The following is a 20,201-nucleotide window of genomic DNA, read 5'->3' as shown; positions in this document are numbered from 1 at the left end:
TGGACTTTTACTATTAATTCGCTACGATATTAACTAATTTTCCAGGTACAGCAATAATCTTTCTAACTGTTTTCCCGTCAATTTGCTCTTTCACTTGACTGTCCTCCATTGCGATCTGCTCAAGTGCATCTTTATTCGCATCTGCTGGAACCATCAATTTTGTTTTTACTTTACCATTGATTTGGATAACGATTTCGATTTCATCGTCAACCATTTTCGCCTCATCATATGCAGGCCATGCTTCATATGCGATTGTGCCTGCTGAGCTTCCAAGCTTTTCCCAAAGCTCTTCTGCAATATGTGGGCAAATTGGAGAAAGAAGCTTCACAAAGCCTTCAATATAAGCTTTTGGTAGCGCATCTGCTTTATAGCACTCATTAATGAATACCATCATTTGCGAAATTGCTGTATTAAAGCGCAAGCCTTCAAAGTCTTCTGTAACCTTCTTCACCGTTTGATGGTAGATTTTGTCTAATCCTTTTGCTTCATCAATATCTTGAACCTTGCCGGAAATTTCTCCATTATCGTCCACAAGCAATCTCCAAATACGATCAAGGAATCTTCTTGAACCATCTAGTCCGTTTGTTGACCAAGCGATAGCAGCATCAAGTGGTCCCATGAACATTTCATACAAGCGTAGTGTGTCTGCACCATGGCTTTCCACGATTTCGTCTGGATTAACAACATTGCCTTTAGATTTACTCATTTTTTCATTGTTTTCACCAAGTATCATTCCTTGGTTAAACAGCTTTTGGAAAGGCTCTTTCGTTGGAACAACACCTAAATCAAACAATACCTTGTGCCAGAAGCGCGCATACAATAAATGCAGAACTGCGTGCTCCACTCCACCGATATACATATCAACTGGAAGCCATTCTTTCAGTTTTTCAGGGTCTGCAATAGCTTCACTGTTATTCGGATCGATATAACGGATATAATACCAGCTGCTGCCTGCCCATTGCGGCATTGTGTTTGTTTCACGTCTGCCTTTTTTACCTGTTACTGGATCAACAACATTAACCCACTCAGAAATGTTAGCCAATGGTGACTCACCAGTGCCTGATGGTTTAATTTCTGCTGTATCAGGCAATGTCAGCGGTAATTCTTCCACAGGAACACCTGTCATTGTGCCATCTTCCCAGTGGATAATTGGAATTGGTTCACCCCAGTATCTTTGACGGCTGAACAACCAGTCACGAAGTCTGTAAGTTACTTTCTTCGTACCGATGCCCTTTTCTTCAAGCCACTCAATCATCTTCGTGATTGCTGCTTCTTTTTGCAGGCCATCAAGGAATTCTGAGTTAACATGAGCTCCTTCACCAGTATAGGCTTCTTCCTGTACATTTCCGCCAGCCACAACTTCCTTAATTGGCAAGTCGAATGTTTTTGCAAACTCGAAGTCTCTTTCATCATGTGCAGGAACTGCCATAATGCTTCCTGTTCCATAGCTGACAAGCACATAGTCTGCAATCCAAATTGGCATTTTTTCGCCATTCACAGGGTTAACAGCATAAGCTCCTGTAAATACACCTGTTTTTTCTTTAGCAAGATCTGTTCTTTCCAAATCGCTCTTACTCTTGATTTTCTCTAAGTATGCTTCAACTGCTTCCTTTTGCTCAGCAGTCGTAATTTTGTCAACTAAAGCATGCTCAGGTGCAAGGACAGCATATGTTGCACCAAATAGTGTATCAGGTCTTGTTGTGAAAACAGTGAATGTTTCTTCTTGATTGTCAATTTGGAACGTTACTTCCGCGCCTTCAGAACGCCCAATCCAGTTTCTTTGCATTTCTTTAATGCTTTCCGGCCAATCCACATCATCTAAATCTTCCAGCAAACGATCAGCGTAAGCAGTAATTTTTAGAATCCATTGTCTCATTGGACGTCTTTCAACTGGATGTCCGCCTCTTTCACTTTTTCCGTCGATTACTTCTTCATTGGCAAGGACTGTGCCTAATGCAGGACACCAGTTAACTGCCACTTCATCCACATATGCTAAGCCTTTTTCGAAAAGCTGAAGGAAAATCCATTGAGTCCATTTATAATAATCTGGATCTGTTGTGTTAATTTCTCTGTCCCAATCATAAGAGAACCCTAATGAATTGATTTGGCGTCTGAATGTTTCAATGTTTTTTTCTGTAAACAATGCTGGATGGTTACCTGTATCCAATGCATATTGTTCTGCTGGCAGACCAAATGCATCCCATCCCATCGGATGAAGGACATTAAAGTCCTGCATTCTTTTCATACGAGAAAGAATGTCTGTAGCTGTATACCCTTCTGGATGTCCTACATGAAGGCCAGCTCCAGATGGATATGGAAACATATCAAGTGCATAAAATTTCTTTTTCCCTTTATCTTCACTTGTTTTAAACGTTTTATTTTGTTGCCAATATTTTTGCCATTTCTGTTCTATGTTTTGATGACTAAAACTCATCTTAATTTCCTCCTATTTAATTTCTTTTCGCAGGTTTGTTTTCACCAGAAAACAAAAAATCCCCTCATCCCAATAGGGACGAGAGGAATATATGTATATCTCCCGCGGTACCACCCACAATTAGTGAATAAATCACTCGCTTCATTCATCCCTTAACGCGGTGTACGGCAAGCATTACTGTTAGTTCACACTTGCAACTCAAAGGCGAGTTCAAGATTTTTTTTGACTGGCTTGCACCATCCGCCAGCTCTCTTCAACAAAAAATTATCTTTACTATTCCTTTTCCTAGCTGTTGCCCTATATGTTGTTTATTGTATGTTATTTTCTTCATGGATGCAAGCAGTTATTAAGCATGAACTTTCCTGTTAAAGGCAGCATATGCTTACTAAAGAAATATGGTCACACTCGATTTGCTTCATGCTGTGCTATCCATTTAAGCAATTTTCTGTCTTGTCTTTTTCCAGCAATAATTGAAAGACCAACTGGCACACCATTCACCTCTGCAAGTGGGATGTTTACTTGCGGTAATCCTGTTAACCCTGCAATACAGCAAAGCTGGAATGTTTTGCTTCTGCGTACCTCCAGCTCTTCAACAGGCAGATTAAGCAATGGAGCCGTACCAGGAGCTGTTGGTAGAATCAACACACCGTCATCCTTAAGCAGTTTTTCCACTTTTTCTGTTATCATACTTCTTTTCTGTAAATAAGGAGAAATATCCGTATCTGCCAGTGTACTTGCCCATTGAAAACGCTCTGCGATTCCCGGACCAAAGGTAGGATTATGTGCTTTAATCCACTCGCCATGCTCCTGCCATATTTCCCTGCCTTGAAGCATCCGGAAGGTTTCCGCCCATTCTGCCAAGCCTTCTTCTGCCAAAATGGTTGTTGATTGTTCCATAGAAGCCGTATCCCACTTATGCAGTTCTGTTAACAATGTCTCTTTTGCTTCTTTGTCTACTAATTTCCAAGCATCTTCGGCTGTAATGATACGTGTGAACGATCCAGTCTCTTCCGCTTCTATTAATACTTTTCCAACCTTCCATAACGTACTGGCGTCCCTTGCCATCCAGCCGACGGTATCAAAGCTTTTCGAAAGTGGAATAACACCATCAATCTGGACAATACCATGTGTTGGTCTTATGCCATAAATGCCACAATAGGAAGAGGGAATTCGAACAGACCCACCTGTGTCTGTTCCAATCGCAAAATCTGCTAGCCCTGCTGCAACTGCAACTGCAGATCCACAGGAAGAACCACCAGGTATACGCATAGGGTCCTTTGGGTTGACTGGTGTCCCGTAATGATAATTTTCTCCATTTAAGCTGTACATAAGTTCATCTGTTATCGTCGTTCCTTCAAGTCTCGCACCAGCATGAAGCAAACTGGTAAGCGCAGGTGCTGTTTCCTTTGCAGCAGCATGCGTTTTTAGCCAATCTGGATTTCCTGCTGTGGATTTGTGCCCTTGAATGGCAAAAACATCCTTTACTGCGAAACTAAGACCTGATAGTTCTCCTTCACTCACCGGCTCAAGCACAACCTGTTTATCTGCATATGCTCCAAAATCTTTTTCCAATCTCCTCACCCTTCCGCTAATTAAAGTTGTAAATGTGTGACGATATTATAATCCTTAATCGCCCACTTTTGATCTCTATAATGGATATTGCTTAAACAAGCATTTGTTAAGTACGTATTTTCTAAGGTGATTTCTTCATTAGAAAGAATTCTTAAGATAGTATGAATAACCGCACCATGTGCAACAAGCAGAATACGTTTCTTAGGATATGTTTGCAATATGTATGCCAAGCCTGCCCTCAGACGTTCTTCAAGCACATCCTTTGACTCCTCGTTTGGATATTCCATATTTGGATAAAGAAGCTGTCTTTCCTCCTTTGTTTTTCCTTCTGCCTCGCCAAAGCTTCTCTCAATAAATTCTTCCATAACTATCATAGGAAGGTTTACAGCTTGATTGATAATAGCAGCCGTCTCCTTTGCGCGCTGAAGGGGACTTGTGATGATAATGTCCCACGCTGAATGTTTTAAATAATCCCTGCATTGTTCAGCTTGCCTGATCCCATTGTCATTTAACGGAATATCGGTTCTGCCTTGTATCTTTCCAAGTGAATTCCAGTCTGTTTCTCCATGTCTTATTAAACAAATATCTGTCATTAATTCCTTTCCTTTCCTAATCAACAAAAGATGCTATTTCTACTGTAGATGAAGAAGTTTAATTTTTCAATAAATTCAGTTAATAAATATTATATCTTCTAATCGAAAGCGCTTTAATTTGCAGAAAATAATCAATTTTCCGCCTTCATAATATTAAAGCTATTTCTATTGCAGGACAACACAATCCGAATTAAACTTATTTCTGGTAGCAAATCAACTTAAAAAAGGAGCACCAATATGCCAAGAGCACTATGGCTTTTAGTAATTGGAATGGCTGTCAATGTAACTGGCTCTTCCTTGCTTTGGCCTTTAAACAGTATATATATTCATGACCACCTTGGAAAATCGCTTACCGTTGCCGGTTTTATCTTAATGCTTAATTCTGGCGCAAGTGTAATCGGAAATTTAATTGGTGGAGCACTTTATGATAAATTAGGAGGCTATCTTTCCATACTGCTTGGAATTTCCTTAACGGCTCTATCCTTGTTAGGATTGAGCATTTGGAATGAGTGGGGGGCTTACTGCTTCTTCTTTACATTGTCTGGTTTTGGATCTGGGATTATTTATCCTAGCATGTATGCTATGGCTGGAAATGTTTGGCCAGAAGGTGGCAGAAAAGCATTCAACAGCATTTATGTTGCCCAAAATGCCGGTGTGGCATTAGGTTCAGCAATCGGTGGAGTTATCGCATCCTATTCATTCACTTGGATATTCATTTCCAACACATTAATGTATTGCATATTTTTCTTTATTGCTTTAGTTAGCTATAAAAAAATTCAAGTTCAGCCAAGTATGCAAACCACAGCAGAGAACGGAATGAAACGAAAAGGCTCGCAACGAAACCCTAAACTATATGCACTTGCAATACTTGGGTTCGGCTATTTGCTTTGCTGGATTTGTTATGTGCAGTGGCAAGCAACTATTTCAACACATACGCAAGAATTGAATATCCCGCTTGCACAATACAGTCTGCTTTGGGCAGTTAACGGTGGACTCATCGTGTTTGGTCAGCCGCTTATCAGCCTGTTTACGAAGAAAATATGCTCTTCTGTTAAAATGCAGATGTTGATTGGCATGCTTATCTTCATCGTTTCCTTCCTTATTGTCGGGCAAGCAGAAATGTTCGCTGGTTTCCTTACAGCTATGATCATTCTGACAATTGGAGAAATGCTTGTCTGGCCAGCTGTTCCAACAATTGCCGATAAACTTGCTCCAAAGGGCAAGGAAGGATTCTTCCAGGGCATCATCAACAGTACTGCGACAGGCGGCAGAATGATAGGCCCATTATTAGGAGGCTATCTAGTCGATGTCAACGGAATAGGACTACTTGTGCCAGTATTAGTATTTTTACTGCTGCTTGGCATGATTGCTTCGTATTTCTACGAAGTTCCTTTAAAAGCCAGCAAAGTCAAAGTTGCAAAAACATAAAAAAAGGGCAAATCGGATACAATTCCGATTCGCCCTTTTTTTATGTGTAAATCGTTAAGGAAGATGGATCGCCATTTGGTTCTGCTTATCCTGAACAAGAAGCCTCATTCTGTAAAGCTGATCCCTTTGCTGAGCATTAGCACTATGATCCATCGTTTCCAAAGCATTAAATACATTTTCCAGCTGAAATTGCGCGTCCGTATATTCTTCAATATTATAATGCTGCTGCATTTGAGAAATTTTAAACTGTTCCTCTGCATAGCCAATTGCTGCATTACATCTTTCTAAAAGTTCATCTATAGAATCACGAGTTGCCAAATTTATAGCCCTCCCAACAAGTCCTGCTATTTTGAAGCAATTTGCTTCCTAAATATTATCTGTAGCGGTTAGGCTTCTTATGACTTCCTTTTCTTTACTGAATAATTGTTTTAAAAACTGCCATTGAATTTTGTTTGGATAAGAAGAGGATACATGTTAAAATTTTTGTTATGCATGTGGAGTATTGCATGAGAGGGAGGTTAAACGTTTGAATCAGCAAAACCCATTTGCCTATGCAGCTGATAATAAAAGGTATCATACATGGAATTATCATTTGCGTGGCGAGTTCGGACATAAAGTATTTAAAATTGCCTTGGATGGCGGCTTTGATTGCCCTAACAGGGACGGCACAGTAGCACACGGAGGCTGCACCTTCTGTAGTGCTGCCGGCAGCGGTGACTTTGCCGGCAATCGTGTCGATTCATTAGAGAAGCAATTCCATGAGATAAAGGATAAAATGCATGAAAAATGGAAAGATGGCAAATATATGGCTTATTTCCAAGCATATACGAATACACATGCACCTGTTGACGTATTAAGAGAAAAATATGAGACCGTTTTGAAGCAGGAAAATGTTGTTGCGCTTTCCATTGCAACACGTCCAGACTGTCTTCCTGACGACGTTGTTGAATATTTGGCAGAATTAAATGAGCGCACATACCTTTGGGTGGAGCTTGGCTTGCAAACGGTTCACGAAAAAACCGCCACTTTAATTAACAGAGCCCATGATTATCAAACATATATAGAAGGTGTTAACAAGCTAAGAAAACATAATATTCGTGTTTGCACACACATCATCAACGGGCTTCCCCTTGAAACAAATGAAATGATGATGGAAACGGCAAAAGAAGTGAGCAAACTAGATGTCCAAGGAATTAAAATCCATTTACTGCATTTACTTAAAGGTACACCAATGGTGAAGCAATATGAAAAAGGATTGCTTGAATTCCTCACGTTCGAAGAATATATTCAACTTGTTTGTGATCAATTAGAAATATTACCGCCTGAAATGATTATCCACCGCATTACTGGCGATGGCCCGATTGATTTAATGGTTGGACCAATGTGGAGTGTTAACAAATGGGAAGTACTTAACAGCATTGATGCAGAATTGAAAAGACGAAACAGCTGGCAAGGAAAGTTCTATCAGCCGTCTGACAAGGTGCTTGTATGAAGCTAGAACGTATATTACCATTCGCAAGGACTTTACTGGACAAGTCTGTTGCAAAAGGTGACATTGCCATTGATGCAACAATGGGCAATGGACATGACACTGTCTACCTTGCTAACCTTGTTGGCAAGGTAGGAAAGGTATTCAGTTTTGACATTCAAGACGAAGCAATGCTTGCAACAAGTAAGCGACTTGCAGACCAGTCTCTTTCCGACAGAGTTATCCTTACGAAGACAGGCCATGAGCATGTCAGAAGCATTGTCCCGAAAGACCTTCATGGCCGCGTCAAGGGTGCTATATTCAATTTAGGCTATTTACCTGGCGGAGATAAAACAATAGTTACGAACGCAACCACAACGATTTCAGCAGTGGAACAAATCTTTGAAATGCTCGCACCAGAAGGAATAATTATTCTCGTTATTTATCACGGCCATGCTGAAGGTGCGGCAGAAAAAGATGAGCTGCTGCAATATCTGGAAAATTTTAACCAGGAAAAGGCACATGTGCTGCAATACCAGTTTATTAACCAAAAAAACAATCCACCATTTATTATAGCTATTGAGAAGCGATAAATGAAAAAAGGCAGGACAACCAGCAAAAGCTGATTATCCTGCCTTTTTAATTCTCTCCAATCAAGGATGGATGCAGCAGACAATACATATAGCAATCATAAACATGCTGATTTTGAACCATATACTTTGCTAATATGCCTTCTTTTTGGAAACCCGCCCTTTCCAGTAATTTTTGAGAAAGCTTGTTTTCGGGATAACAAATAGCAGATATACGGTTTAATTTCAGCACAGAGAAGCCAAAGGAAATAACCTCAGAAACCGCTTCTTGTCCATAACCCTTTTTCCAAAAATCCGGATGAAGCTCATAACCAATCTCTGCCCGTCTATGCTTTTGGTGCCATGCATGAAACCCGATTGTTCCGACAAATGCACCACTGTCCCTTTCAACAATTCCCCAACGAATACCCCTTTGCATGCTGTAATTCATATTAAAAATCGCAAGCAAGGATCTGGCTTCCTCATATGCCTTGAAAGGCTCCTGTCCATAATGCACCGTAACATCCTCACGGCTTAAAATCGAATAGATTGCTTTAATATCTTTTTCTTCTATCTCTCTTAATAGCAACCGTTCTGTCTCAAGTACAGGAAACATCTGCCACTCTCCTTGATGGTGTCATTATTTAGACATTGTTCGTGCTATTCCTGCTGGCATCATTTTTTGAAACTTACGGTAGGCACGTCCATTAATATAGAAGAAGTAGCCTACTGGTCCAGAAGTTTTAATGATTTCCCGTGCCAGTTTACGAATGTTCTGCTGTTTATATACTTTTTCATCTGATAAATATACGCCTAGCAGTCCTCTGTTTATAAGCTTATGAAATCTTTGGTGAGGCAGATTCTTCGTATGCTTGTCAGCTTCCACCACAAAATGCTTCAAGCGACTGAAAAGCTCTGTTTCGTCCTTATAATAGAAGCAGAAATTTAAATCGCCGCCTTGCCTGTCTTCTTCCTGGTCGATAAAATAATCCAACAGGATATGAAGTCCTTGTATATATGGAAAATAACCATCACGGATATTGGAGGAATAAGAAGGCTCGAAATCCTTTCTAAGGGCATATGAAACTAAACAAAAAATACCTAGCGTAGAACCGGAGCAAGCCGAAAATTCATACCACTCCATTTCAGGAATTGCATGCTTATTATCATTAAACCATGACTGCAGTCTCGGGATGCGTTCCTCCACAGAAACATGCTTATGTATTTGCAAATCGCAGTAATAACGGCAAAGTTCAAGCAAATGGTCTTTAATATGTTCATAATTATCTAATTCAGCCAATGTGTCCCGACAGGTTTTGGCTAAATCATATAAATAGCCGCCGTCATCTTGATCTTCCCTGTATCGATAATAGTTGGATGCTTCTGCTCCTACTGTCAGTGCATGCTCCATCGACTCATGCAATGCCGAGAAATCCTGCGGATCTAGCGATGTGCTTCGATCACAAAGATTATCAAGATAATCGCTGATTGTTTGGTATGCCACAATAAATTTAATAGCTGCCTTGTACTCATGCCTTGAAATAAGGGCCATGATGGAGCCGCCTTCACAGTGGAATGTTTTGTCTTTAATACTGGCCAAAGCCTGTTTTCGCAGTTCAGGATTTGGAATTTGTGTTGCTCTGTTTGTCCAATAATTCAGTTCTTTGTGTACTACAGGAAAAACCTTCAAGTACACCTTAGACATTAATGTTAATGGCATATTCGGTACAGACATTATTAAAACCTCACTTATACAATATAGCCTATAGATTTCAGCTGACTACGAATGAAATCCAGCGCATAGTCAAACACTTCATCTCTTTCTGGTTCATTAAAAATTTCATGGTAGCACTGTGGCCATTCTTTATATCTCTTTTCAGATAATGGTACCATATTGAACCAGTTTTTTACCATTTTTTTATCAACAACGGAATCATCTCCACCTTGCATAACAAGAAGCGGCAAGTCCTGCATTTTATTTGCATTCGCAAAGGCTGCGGCCATAGAAATGATGAGTTCTCTATACCATCTGACAGACACTTTTGTGATATATAACGTATCATTACTGTCTATTTCCCTAATTTCTGCATTTCTAGTCGCCATATCGATTGTTAACCCTGTGTTCATGCGCAGCCTTGGCGCAACTTTGTTCAGGAGAATGGAAATGGCACTTAACAGCTTTGGTGGATATTTCTTTAATCCCAAGCAGGGTGATGACAGGATAACACCGGCAATCTTCAGCTTTTCCTGCTGCAACAAACGAATGGAGGCTAAACCACCTAAGCTGTGAGCAATCAAGAAAACCGGTAAATCAAATTGATACGCTGCTTGAATCCAGTCTTTAATTTCTATCGTATATTCGCTGAAAGAGTCGATATGCCCCCTGCTTGACCTTGTCGTCATGCCTTGACCTGGAAGATCTCCCATGACGACATGAAAACCAGATAAGCGAAACATTTCAATAAGCCATCCATACCGGCGATGATGCTCCATTGCACCATGGACAATAACAATGACTGCTTTAGCTTCTCCTTCTGCTTCCCATTTCCACATAAAAAAAACTCCCCCATTCGACTTATCACAGTATTGCTTCTTCTATTATGTAACACGTAAATGCACTTTGACAAATTTTTAAATTAAATAATATTCATTGCTCCCGATAATTTAAGGAAAATTAAAGGTTGCCGCAGTACGCTATATTTGATAAAGACACCATCTAATACAATAAATTGGTTTTTATATTATGCACTATCGGGAAAAGAAATATTAAAAAATAAATAGGAAGCGCCTGCTTGGTGCAAAAATTTTTAATTCAAGAAAGTTTAATTCCTACTATTTATTTTCGCAAAAATTAACCGATAAATACTTATATAAGAAATAGGTGATAAAGATGAATACAAACGAAATAATACTATACTCTGTCCTTGCTCTATTTTTCGTATTATTCCTTGTAGTTCAAAAAAGGCTTACTAAAATCGTAAAAGGGCTCCTCTTTTCCTTAATTGCTGTATTAGCTGGTATCAGCTTTTATGTATTAAATTTAGACGATTCTAAGAATTTCGCCTTCGCAAAAGAGCGGGTTGAAGAAGTAGCTGTGAAAGCAAAAGAAAATATAGAAAAATTGAGTTCAGAAGTAACGATTAAAGAATCGGTAAGCTTAGAGGCAACTGCCATTAATCAGCTGCCAGAGCTTCCAAGAGGCTGTGAAGTGACAGCTCTTGCCATGCTTTTGCAATATGCAGGAGTTAATGTAGATAAAATGACACTCGCAGAAGAGGTTACTAAAAATACTACAGCGTATGAAGTTGTGAACGGCACTATTTACTATGGTAATCCTAATGATGGATTTGTCGGAGATATGTACTCTCTTGAAGGTCCAGGGCTTGGTGTTTATCACAAACCAATTGCAGAGCTAGCGAAAAAGTATCTTCCAGGCGCAATCGTTGATTTCACCGGTTCTGATTTCGATACTGTAAAAGAGCAGCTTTCAGATGGCCGTCCTGTTTGGGTTATTACTACTTCCAAATTCAAAGAGCTGTCTGATGATAACTTCCGTACATGGGTAACTCCAAGCGGGACAATTGATGTCACTTACTCCGAGCATGCTGTCCTGATTACAGGCTATGACAAAGATTATGTTTACTTTAATGATCCATTGACAGGTGAACAAAACAAAAAAGCACCCATCGATGATTTTATTGCATCGTGGGTGCAGATGGGAAGCCAAGCAATCACTTACAGCAACTAACTTCCCTAATCTAAATTAAACAAGTGTTTTTTCTTTCAAATATTCCTTTTCGAAGGAATATTTTTTTTCGATATAAACACTATGCCAAACCATGAACATTAATACAGTCCAGATTTTACGACTGTTGTCCGCTTTGCCTTGACAATGGTCTTCCAATAGCTGCAAGACAACTGATTTGTTTAGCAAATGGTCTGTATCGCTTTCTTTAATAATTGTTTTTGCCCATTCGTTCATCTCATCCTTCAGCCAGTGACGAATTGGCACAGGGAAGCCTAGTTTTTTGCGTGTTAATACATGCTCAGGCACAAAGCTTTCCGCGGCTTTTCTCAAAATGTATTTTGTCGTTCCATTTGCCGTTTTCATGCTTGAAGGAATTTTAGATGCAACATCAAATACAGCCTTATCTAAGAACGGCACGCGCAATTCAAGAGAGTGTGCCATCGTCATTTTATCTGCTTTGAGCAAGATATCTCCCCTCATCCATGTGTGGATGTCAATAAACTGCATCCGATCAACTGGATCATACCCTTTGCTTTCTTCATAAAGAGGTTTTGTAATATCTTTATAGTCGATATTTTTATTATAGATAGACAGCAATTGTGATTTTTCACTTTCAGTGAACATTTTTGCATTGCCGATATATCTTTGCTCCATCGGAGTCACACCGCGTTGAATAAAGCTTTTCCCTTTAACACCTTCAGGAAGAATAGCTGCAATGGCACGCAACAGCGATTTACCGATTTTAGGGATTTTATTAAACACTTCCAATGACTGTGGCTCACGGTAAATATTGTATCCGCCGAACAGTTCATCTGCTCCTTCTCCTGAAAGAACAACTGTAACGTGTTTTCTAGCTTCTTGCGCAACAAAGTATAAAGGCACACACGCTGGATCGGCAAGCGGATCATCCATATGCCACATAATTCTTGGAATTTCATTCATATATTCCTGTGGTGTAATGATACGGCTGATATTTTCTAAACCAAGCTTATCCGCTGTTTCCTTCGCGACATCAATTTCACTAAAACCATTGTGCTCAAAACCGACTGAGAATGTCTTGATTCCAGGGTGGAATTCCTTAGCAATACTTGCAATAATGGATGAATCAATTCCGCCGGAAAGGAAGGACCCAACTGGAACATCACTGCGCATATGCATTTTTACACTGTCAAACATCACATCTTTAATTTCTTTAACGAAATCTGACTCTGTTTTATTTACAGGCTTGAAAGATGCTCTCCAATAGCATTTGATGTCCATTGGTTCACCAAGTTTTTTCGTGAAGTAATGACCTGGCTCAAGCTTATGAATACCCTCTGACATTGTATTAGTCTCAGGCACAAACTGATAAGTCATATAATGCTGTAGAGACTCATAGTTTAATACATCGCTTTCCAATGCCATCGAAATACTCTTCTTCTCTGAAGCGAAGTATGTCTTTTCGCCATCATCATGATAGAAGAAAGGCTTAATTCCAAAAGGATCACGAGCACCATACAATGTCTTTTCCTGCTTGTCCCAAATAACAAATGCAAACATACCGCGAAGTTTTTCAACAGCCTTTTCTTTTTCATGGCTGTATAACGCAATGATAACTTCTGTATCTGAGTTAGTTTGGAAAGTTAGTCCTGCCTTTACAAGCTCTTCTCTAATTTCAAGGTAGTTATAAACTTCCCCGTTAAAAATAATCCAATAACGTTCATTTTCATATGTTAACGGCTGATGCCCTGATTCAATATCGATAATACTCAATCTTCTGAAGCCAAATTGAATATGCTCATCGTAAAAATATCCTTCATCATCTGGTCCACGATGTGTAATAATTCTATTCATATTCGCAAATTGTTCTTTTTGCGCCTCTTGGAAGTTTTGCTCTTTTTCGTGTATACAACCTACAAAACCACACATACTGCTCACCTACTCCATTCTTCTCCTGTATAAGGAGACCAAAATTACTGTTAGTATAAAGTTTTACTTTTATTCTTTAAATGTAATCGAAGCTATCTTAAAACATTAAAATGTCCTATTAGCAAATATTGACTATCATTTATATTTCACATTAATACATTATAGACGAAACTCTTGATAATTTTAAGAGCTAAAAACAAGTAAAATTTTCTACTGACTAATTAGACGAAAAAAGAAAGAAGGAGTTACACTTTATTTACGTGCAACTCCTTCTTTTATTTACCAGCTACAGCTGTTTTTAATACATCTGATTTATCTGTACGTTCCCAAGGTAAATCAAGGTCGTTACGGCCGAAATGTCCGTATGCTGCCGTTTGTTTATATATTGGGCGACGCAAGTCTAACATCTTAATGATTCCTGCTGGGCGAAGATCAAAGTTTTCGCGAACCGCTTCTACCAGTACATCTTCCGATACAGTACCTGTTTTAAATGTGTCGATAGAAATAGAAACTGGTTGAGCAACACCGATTGCATATGCAAGCTGTACTTCAACCTTGTCAGCCAATCCTGCTGCAACGATGTTTTTCGCTACATAGCGTGCTGCATAAGCTGCTGAACGGTCCACTTTTGTTGGATCCTTACCAGAGAAAGCTCCACCGCCATGTCGTGCATATCCGCCGTATGTATCTACGATAATTTTTCTGCCTGTCAATCCTGCGTCACCTTGTGGTCCGCCAATAACAAAACGGCCAGTCGGATTAATGAAGTATTTTGTGTTTTCATCAATTAATTCTGCTGGAACAACTGGTTTGATAACATATTCTTTTATATTGCGCTGAATTTGCTCCAAAGTTACTTCAGGGTGATGCTGTGTACTGATTACAATTGTATCAATTCTTACAGGCTTGTCATTTTCATCATATTCAACAGTAACTTGTGTTTTACCGTCTGGACGCAAATACGGTAGTATTTCCTCTTTACGAACTTCTGCCAATCTTCTTGAAAGCTTATGAGCCAAAGAGATTGGAAGAGGCATAAGTTCTTTTGTTTCATTGCAAGCAAAACCGAACATTAGACCTTGGTCTCCTGCACCAATCGCTTCAATTTCTTCATCAGACATTGTACCTTCACGTGCTTCTAAAGCTTGATCAACACCTAAAGCAATATCTGCTGACTGCTCATCAATAGAAGTAAGCACTGCGCTCGTTTGTGCATCGAAACCGTATTTCGCACGAGTGTAGCCAATTTCTTTAACTGTTTCTCTTACAATTTTCGGTATATCCACATATGTAGATGTAGTTATTTCTCCTGCAACTAAAACTAACCCTGTAGTCACAGATGTTTCTGCTGCAACACGGGCATTTGCATCTTTTGCTAGAATAGCGTCTAAAATCGCATCTGAAATTTGGTCACAGATTTTATCCGGATGACCTTCCGTTACCGATTCAGAAGTAAACAAGCGACGTTTTGATGACATCTGATTTCCTCCTTATTATAAGGCAAGCATAGTAAGAATAGTCTTTTCTATAAATTGCCCTCTAAATTGATACGGTACTCATTCCCTAGATAGTATGAAGTAAACACGGCGTTTTTATCCGAGAAGGGTAAGCCTTCGGCAAAAAACTTCTTAGTTCAAAAAACACACATGAAAATATACATTTTTTAAAAGATAATGGACCAAATTGCACACAAAAAACCTTTTCAATAGTGAAAAGGCTTCAAGCAAAATTGATTCGCACCTTTCACTCTTATCGTTCAAGGATATTTCCTTGCTTCAGGTTAGCACCTTTCCTAAGAGAACATGTCTGCCCCATCCATCTCTAATGAATGTTTCAGCCTATTTTCTTCACATAGTAGGTTGCTGGGTTTCATAGGGCCAGTCCCTCCACCAGCTCAGGATAAGAGAGTATCCGTTCAAGACTTCATAATATCTCAATCTTTTCATTAATGTCAATATATTTGTCCTTAATTAGTTGAATTTAATGCAATTAACTGGTAGGTAATTTTCGTCTTTCCTTCCGCCCATTCCAGTTTTTCAATGGAAGCAGTTCCAATCAGTTCTCCTTCTATTGCTTTTTTCACTTCTAAAGGAATATGCAGCGGATATAATCGATATGCTTCTTTCTCGAGCATAAACCAATTTTCCTCCAAGCGTGTTTCTTTCCCTTTCGTAACGATCATTGTGTTTAATTCTAAGGGCATTCCCATATACTTTCCCTCCCTTTTTTTCTCATCACTATTATTTTACCAGTTTTTCAGCCTGTTTTTTCATCCAAGCGCATAAATTTTCTACTACCATTCGATTAACTTTCGGTGGAAAATAGTGTGTAAACTCAGGAAAATACCAAGTCTCAGCCGTTTTCCCTGACTTTTGCAGCCCTTCCTCCAGCTTTATGCTATGTTCAATTGAAACATTCTTATCCTGTATCCCATGAATAATTAAAGTAGGTGCATTAATCTTGTCCAAGTAATAAAGGGGAGTTCGTTCTTGAAAGCGTTCAGGGTATTTTGCCGGTGTACCGCCAATGACTCTTTTCATCATTCTTCGCAAATCCTTGCGCTCTTCATATGTCAGCACCATATCAGAAACACCACCCCATGTAACAATAGAAGCAACAGGACAATATATGCCGACAAATAAAGCCATTACACCGCCTCTTGAAAAGCCGAAGACATGCACACGCTCAACGCCAGGGTAATTTTTTAGAAGCTCGAATCCCGCAATAGCATCCTCTCTATCCTCTCCCGCAAAATCTTCATTCCCGTCTCCACCTTGATTTCCCCTGTAAAATGGTGCAAATACAATAAAGCCCTCTGCTGCAAATTGAACGATTCTTCCAGGTCTGACCTTTCCGACATTTTTGATTCCGCCCCGTAAATATAGAAACCCATCTGTTATGTCCTGCTGTTTTGGGACAGCAAGCAAGCCTTTCACTTTTAATCCATTCACAGCATATGTGACAATGTATAAATCGATGGAAGGGTTTGGGGAAGGGAATCTAGTTTGCTCCAAAATTTCTCCATTCAAGATGAATCCCTCCTGCTTCGTTTTTTATCTAATACCCCAAATTTTCTCCTGATAAGTGCTTTTCCATTCTTTTAATACAGTAATCGAGCACTTTATCCTTCATAATAAAACTAAAGGAGTCATGAAAACGTGCTTCTAGTATGTTTCCTTCCAAAAAATAAGGTCCATCTGTTTCCAGATAGTTATCCCTTTCTAGAATGTCACCAATAGCAGCGAAAAAAACCGCTTTGACAAATATTGCTTCTTGTTCACAGACCTCATATTCACCAATCCACTCTATCCTCTCAATAATCCCTCCTGTTTCTTCCATCACTTCACGTCTAGCTGCTTCTATTAGTGTTTCTCCTTCTTCAACCTTGCCGCCAGGAAACTCAATGCCTCTTGTCTTATGCTTTGTCAGTAACCATCTGCCATGCCAAGTACAAATCACAAGCACATGTTTTGCTCGAAGGGAAAATGCTTCTTCCTTAAATGACAAATTCACCATCAATCCATTTATGTCATAAAATGTTTTCATCTATTGCCTCGCATCCACCAGTCTATTTATTATATTTCGAATGGAATATCTTTCAAATGATAGGGTATGTAACCATTATAAAGAAAAGGGATATAATAATGAAACCGAAAGCTGTAAATATGATGTGGCGAAAATAGACATTCTCCGATATTATAGTATGTATATTTAATAAAGCGTTTACATTATAAAAACAAGATTATACCATTGGAGGGAATGGAATATGAAATTAGTTGATGAATTATATAACCTATATAAGAATAAGCTAACAGGCGATGAAGAAGATATTGATATGCTCGCATTTGCCTTTTTGGAGGAGATGTCCAGAGATGATCTTCTGCATATCATTCAGGAATTAAATGAGCAGGAACTATATGATTTTATGGGATTATACTTAATTGAAAGCCTTAAAGGAAAATTTGCGAAAGACGATTATCGTCAGCAGGGGCATACGCTGTTTACACAAAGGAATTTGCATTAACAATATTGACGCAAAAAGACAAGCTCTAGAAAAGAAGCTTGTCTTTTTGCGGTTAAAATGTGAGGTTACTTTTTTTATTTCCTTCACTTGAACCCATGCTCTCCATCTTCCAAAAGCATATACTCTGCCTCTCTGCTAACTATACAATCCATTTGTTATTGTGAAAATCCAGTGACTTGTATTTAGTAAGCTACATTCAGCCCCTATGATTCATTTGCTGAGATTTTTCTATATAAAATTAGAAACCATAAAAGTTATTTCTAAATCTTTATTGCGACATTATTACTACCTTTACCAACTGTTTATTTCGTTTAATATTGGTTATTGGAGGGAAGATTATATAGGAACAAAATAGTTTCCACTGCGTTCGTTATCACCTATAATGAAACAGAAATCTTCTGCTTACCTCTATTTTTTCCTTTGTCGCTTCCAACAGATAAGACAAATGGGTTATTTATTACAAGACACAAGGTTGAAAGGGATTGTTCTATGCACGTATACACCATTTTACTTAGTACGATTATTTTACTTAATATTATTTTCGCATTCCTTGTTATTTTCTTTGAAAGAAAAGATCCTATTGCCACTTGGGCTTGGCTCATGGTTTTGACCTTTATCCCTATTCTTGGATTTATCTTATATCTTCTTATTGGCCAAAACTTGAGAAATCGAAAGATGTTTCAATGGGATGAAAGAAAGAAGCTTGGAATCGAACAAGTACTCGCGTCTCAATTATTGCAAATTAGCTCTAATCAGTTGCGGACGACAAATAATGTTATCAAAAATAACCAAGATCTTATTTATATGAATTTGTTCAATAATGATGCAGTCTTAACCGAAAATAACGCAGTCGATATTTTTACGGACGGTAAAGAAAAATTTGATCAATTGCTGCAGGACATTAAGGATGCAAAGAAATCAATCCATCTCCAATATTATATTTTTAAAAATGATGGGATTGGCTCTAAATTAATAACTGCGTTAACAGAGAAAGCAAAAGAAGGTCTTGAGGTTCGGCTTTTGTATGATGAGCTCGGCTCCAGAACATTACGAAAGCGAGCGTTTAAGGATTTAAAGGCAGCTGGCGGACAGGTTGCCGTTTTTTTCCCGAGTAAGTTTCATTTGATTAATTTACGTATGAATTACCGTAATCACCGCAAGCTTGCGATTATTGACGGACAAACTGGCTATATCGGCGGCTTTAATGTCGGAGATGAATATTTGGGGCTTAATCCGAAATTCGGCTACTGGCGAGACACACATCTACGGATTGTCGGAACTGCCATTTATGCTATCCAGACAAGATTTATCCTGGATTGGAATCAGGCGGCACCGCACCATGAAATTCATTACTCACCAGAATATTTCCCTGGCAAGCTTGACGAAATTGTCGGCAATATTGGCATGCAGATAGTTTCTAGTGGGCCTAATTCAGAATGGGAGCAGATTAAAAACGGTTATATTAAAATGATTACTGCTGCCAAGGAATCTGTGTTTATTCAAACACCTTATTTCATCCCAGATACAAGCTTGCTGGACACTTTACGGATTGCTGCACTATCTGGTGTTGATGTCAAAATCATGATTCCTAACAAACCTGACCATATGTTTGTATACTGGGCAACTTACTCTTATATTGGTGAAATGCTAAAGGCAGGAGCTAAGGTGTATATATATGAAAATGGCTTTATACATGCAAAAACACTGCTTGTGGACAGTAAAATCAGCTCTGTCGGTACTGCTAATATTGACATGAGAAGCTTTCGCCTTAACTTCGAGGTAAACGCATTTATATACAGTGAGGAAATATCTACAGCACTCACAAACGGCTTCCTCGAGGACATGAAATTATGTACTTCCCTGACATTGGACAGCTATTCAAAAAGATCATTGTGGATTAAATTTAAGGAATCATTCTCTAGATTATTAAGTCCATTGTTATAAAAAAAGAGATGCTGAAAAAATTTCAGCATCTCTAATTTTTATGCGAAAACTTGCTTCAAGTCTTCCTTGCTTTGTTTTAGCCAAAATTGCATTAGCTTTTTTGCACCTTCTAAGTCGTGAAGTTTTGCTTGACCGCATTGTGTTTCATTTGCAGCAGGAATTTCTGTGATTTCTACTGCTGTTTTCATTGTATCTTCAAGCAAATCAATAATTTCTTCCACTGTCGGTTCACCACTAACAACTAAATAGTAGCCAGTTTGGCAGCCCATTGGCGAAATATCAATAATATCAAAGTGATCATACTTTTCAACATGTGCTCGAAGATTAAAGGCAAGCAAATGCTCTAATGTATGAATAACATCAGGCTTCATTGCCTGTTTATTTGGCTGGCAAAAACGAATATCGTATTTATTAACAACTCCGTCACTTCCTACCTTGTGGACACCACAGTGTCTAACATAAGGAGCTTTCACGGCATTATGATCCAATTCAAAGCTTTCAACTGAAGGCATT

19 protein-coding genes, 1 riboswitch and 1 other annotated feature are annotated in these 20,201 nt (G+C 38.9%); of the genes, 6 read left to right on the top strand and 13 right to left on the bottom strand.

The features are described from left to right. Positions 1-13: 13 nt before the first annotated feature. From leuS to CEQ21_RS17425, 3 genes are all read right to left on the bottom strand, one after another. Positions 14-2,434: a leucine--tRNA ligase gene (leuS, locus tag CEQ21_RS17435; protein WP_185765610.1), complete on the bottom strand. Its 2,421-nt coding sequence runs from the start codon at positions 2,432-2,434 to the stop codon at positions 14-16. 71 nt (positions 2,435-2,505) lie between these two features. Further along, positions 2,506-2,730: a binding site (T-box leader), on the bottom strand. Between the two features lie 103 nt (positions 2,731-2,833). Next, complete coding sequence (locus CEQ21_RS17430; RefSeq protein ID WP_185765609.1) at positions 2,834-4,006, bottom strand: amidase; 1,173 nt, start codon at positions 4,004-4,006, stop codon at positions 2,834-2,836. 20 nt (positions 4,007-4,026) lie between these two features. Continuing rightward, positions 4,027-4,599 carry a histidine phosphatase family protein gene (locus CEQ21_RS17425; protein ID WP_185765608.1) on the bottom strand — a complete coding sequence of 191 codons (573 nt, stop codon included), beginning with the start codon at positions 4,597-4,599 and terminating at the stop codon, positions 4,027-4,029. A gap of 237 nt (positions 4,600-4,836) precedes the next feature. Here CEQ21_RS17425 and CEQ21_RS17420 point away from each other — a divergent pair, with 237 nt between their 5' ends. Further along, positions 4,837-6,027, top strand: coding sequence for an MDR family MFS transporter (locus CEQ21_RS17420; RefSeq protein WP_185765607.1), 1,191 nt, complete (start codon positions 4,837-4,839; stop codon positions 6,025-6,027). Positions 6,028-6,081: 54 nt separating this feature from the next. Here CEQ21_RS17420 and CEQ21_RS17415 read toward each other — a convergent pair whose 3' ends face one another. Beyond that, positions 6,082-6,345, bottom strand: coding sequence for a YtzC family protein (locus CEQ21_RS17415; protein ID WP_185765606.1), 264 nt, complete (start codon positions 6,343-6,345; stop codon positions 6,082-6,084). Between the two features lie 208 nt (positions 6,346-6,553). On the opposite strand from CEQ21_RS17415, the gene CEQ21_RS17410 reads away from it, so the two are divergent. Both CEQ21_RS17410 and CEQ21_RS17405 read left to right on the top strand, forming a co-directional pair. Then, positions 6,554-7,519, top strand: a complete 966-nt coding sequence (locus CEQ21_RS17410) for a tRNA modification radical SAM protein MnmL/YtqA (protein WP_185765605.1) — start codon at positions 6,554-6,556, stop codon at positions 7,517-7,519. Beyond that, positions 7,516-8,088: a tRNA 5-(aminomethyl)-2-thiouridylate-methyltransferase MnmM gene (locus tag CEQ21_RS17405; RefSeq protein ID WP_185765604.1), complete on the top strand. Its 573-nt coding sequence runs from the start codon at positions 7,516-7,518 to the stop codon at positions 8,086-8,088. Before CEQ21_RS17410 ends, CEQ21_RS17405 begins: the two co-directional genes overlap by 4 nt. A gap of 46 nt (positions 8,089-8,134) precedes the next feature. On the opposite strand, the gene CEQ21_RS17400 is transcribed toward CEQ21_RS17405, so the two are convergent. From CEQ21_RS17400 to CEQ21_RS17390, 3 genes are read right to left on the bottom strand one after another with little or no spacing between them, the layout of a single operon-like run. After that, positions 8,135-8,680, bottom strand: a complete 546-nt coding sequence (locus CEQ21_RS17400) for a GNAT family N-acetyltransferase (RefSeq protein WP_185765603.1) — start codon at positions 8,678-8,680, stop codon at positions 8,135-8,137. Between the two features lie 24 nt (positions 8,681-8,704). Next, positions 8,705-9,799, bottom strand: coding sequence for a tetraprenyl-beta-curcumene synthase family protein (locus CEQ21_RS17395; RefSeq protein ID WP_185765602.1), 1,095 nt, complete (start codon positions 9,797-9,799; stop codon positions 8,705-8,707). Positions 9,800-9,813: 14 nt separating this feature from the next. After that, positions 9,814-10,617 (bottom strand): alpha/beta hydrolase, encoded by an 804-nt coding sequence (locus CEQ21_RS17390; RefSeq protein WP_185765601.1) that lies wholly within the window; start codon positions 10,615-10,617, stop codon positions 9,814-9,816. A gap of 337 nt (positions 10,618-10,954) precedes the next feature. Here CEQ21_RS17390 and CEQ21_RS17385 point away from each other — a divergent pair, with 337 nt between their 5' ends. Next, on the top strand, positions 10,955-11,812 hold the full coding sequence (locus tag CEQ21_RS17385) for a C39 family peptidase (protein ID WP_185765600.1): 858 nt from the start codon (positions 10,955-10,957) through the stop codon (positions 11,810-11,812). Between the two features lie 15 nt (positions 11,813-11,827). On the opposite strand, the gene asnB is transcribed toward CEQ21_RS17385, so the two are convergent. The 5 genes from asnB to ytkD all read right to left on the bottom strand — a co-directional run bounded on the left by asnB (position 11,828) and on the right by ytkD (position 17,266). Continuing rightward, positions 11,828-13,720 (bottom strand): asparagine synthase (glutamine-hydrolyzing), encoded by a 1,893-nt coding sequence (gene asnB, locus CEQ21_RS17380; RefSeq protein WP_185765599.1) that lies wholly within the window; start codon positions 13,718-13,720, stop codon positions 11,828-11,830. A gap of 275 nt (positions 13,721-13,995) precedes the next feature. Next, entirely contained in the window at positions 13,996-15,198 is a 1,203-nt protein-coding gene (metK, locus tag CEQ21_RS17375; protein WP_127736856.1) for a methionine adenosyltransferase, read from the bottom strand. Between the two features lie 268 nt (positions 15,199-15,466). Beyond that, positions 15,467-15,626: riboswitch (SAM riboswitch) on the bottom strand. 60 nt (positions 15,627-15,686) lie between these two features. Further along, a complete protein-coding gene (locus CEQ21_RS17370) occupies positions 15,687-15,929 on the bottom strand; it encodes a DUF2584 domain-containing protein (RefSeq protein ID WP_185765598.1) in 243 nt (80 codons plus the stop codon). Positions 15,930-15,960: 31 nt separating this feature from the next. Beyond that, positions 15,961-16,752 (bottom strand): alpha/beta hydrolase family protein, encoded by a 792-nt coding sequence (locus CEQ21_RS17365; RefSeq protein ID WP_185767313.1) that lies wholly within the window; start codon positions 16,750-16,752, stop codon positions 15,961-15,963. 25 nt (positions 16,753-16,777) lie between these two features. Further along, entirely contained in the window at positions 16,778-17,266 is a 489-nt protein-coding gene (gene ytkD / locus CEQ21_RS17360; RefSeq protein ID WP_185765597.1) for an RNA deprotection pyrophosphohydrolase, read from the bottom strand. 220 nt (positions 17,267-17,486) lie between these two features. Here ytkD and CEQ21_RS17355 point away from each other — a divergent pair, with 220 nt between their 5' ends. Continuing rightward, positions 17,487-17,744: a DUF6154 family protein gene (locus CEQ21_RS17355; protein ID WP_185765596.1), complete on the top strand. Its 258-nt coding sequence runs from the start codon at positions 17,487-17,489 to the stop codon at positions 17,742-17,744. A 489-nt stretch (positions 17,745-18,233) separates the two neighbouring features. Then, positions 18,234-19,688 (top strand): cardiolipin synthase, encoded by a 1,455-nt coding sequence (cls, locus tag CEQ21_RS17350; RefSeq protein WP_185765595.1) that lies wholly within the window; start codon positions 18,234-18,236, stop codon positions 19,686-19,688. Positions 19,689-19,726: 38 nt separating this feature from the next. Here cls and CEQ21_RS17345 read toward each other — a convergent pair whose 3' ends face one another. Further along, positions 19,727-20,200, bottom strand: coding sequence for an S-ribosylhomocysteine lyase (locus CEQ21_RS17345; protein ID WP_185765594.1), 474 nt, complete (start codon positions 20,198-20,200; stop codon positions 19,727-19,729). Between the last annotated feature and the right edge of the window lies 1 nt (position 20,201).

Source organism: Niallia circulans (genome assembly GCF_007273535.1).
Taxonomy (GTDB): Bacteria; Bacillota; Bacilli; order Bacillales; family Cytobacillaceae; genus Niallia; species Niallia circulans_B.
The sequence above is the reverse complement of the archived record's forward strand: the minus strand, read 5'-3'. Positions and strand labels throughout refer to the sequence as shown.

Bases quoted from the DNA above. Each gene is read 5' to 3' on its own strand.
- ytkD (WP_185765597.1), bottom strand. From the start codon at position 17,266: ATGAAAACATTTTATGACATAAATGGATTGATGGTGAATTTGTCATTT.
- CEQ21_RS17390 (WP_185765601.1), bottom strand. From the start codon at position 10,617: ATGTGGAAATGGGAAGCAGAAGGAGAAGCTAAAGCAGTCATTGTTATT.
- CEQ21_RS17420 (WP_185765607.1), top strand. From the start codon at position 4,837: ATGCCAAGAGCACTATGGCTTTTAGTAATTGGAATGGCTGTCAATGTA.
- CEQ21_RS17425 (WP_185765608.1), bottom strand. From the start codon at position 4,599: ATGACAGATATTTGTTTAATAAGACATGGAGAAACAGACTGGAATTCA.
- CEQ21_RS17400 (WP_185765603.1), bottom strand. From the start codon at position 8,680: ATGTTTCCTGTACTTGAGACAGAACGGTTGCTATTAAGAGAGATAGAA.
- CEQ21_RS17395 (WP_185765602.1), bottom strand. From the start codon at position 9,799: ATGTCTGTACCGAATATGCCATTAACATTAATGTCTAAGGTGTACTTG.
- leuS (WP_185765610.1), bottom strand. From the start codon at position 2,434: ATGAGTTTTAGTCATCAAAACATAGAACAGAAATGGCAAAAATATTGG.
- cls (WP_185765595.1), top strand. From the start codon at position 18,234: ATGCACGTATACACCATTTTACTTAGTACGATTATTTTACTTAATATT.
- CEQ21_RS17385 (WP_185765600.1), top strand. From the start codon at position 10,955: ATGAATACAAACGAAATAATACTATACTCTGTCCTTGCTCTATTTTTC.
- CEQ21_RS17405 (WP_185765604.1), top strand. From the start codon at position 7,516: ATGAAGCTAGAACGTATATTACCATTCGCAAGGACTTTACTGGACAAG.
- metK (WP_127736856.1), bottom strand. From the start codon at position 15,198: ATGTCATCAAAACGTCGCTTGTTTACTTCTGAATCGGTAACGGAAGGT.
- asnB (WP_185765599.1), bottom strand. From the start codon at position 13,720: ATGTGTGGTTTTGTAGGTTGTATACACGAAAAAGAGCAAAACTTCCAA.
- CEQ21_RS17345 (WP_185765594.1), bottom strand. From the start codon at position 20,200: ATGCCTTCAGTTGAAAGCTTTGAATTGGATCATAATGCCGTGAAAGCT.
- CEQ21_RS17355 (WP_185765596.1), top strand. From the start codon at position 17,487: ATGAAATTAGTTGATGAATTATATAACCTATATAAGAATAAGCTAACA.
- CEQ21_RS17370 (WP_185765598.1), bottom strand. From the start codon at position 15,929: ATGGGAATGCCCTTAGAATTAAACACAATGATCGTTACGAAAGGGAAA.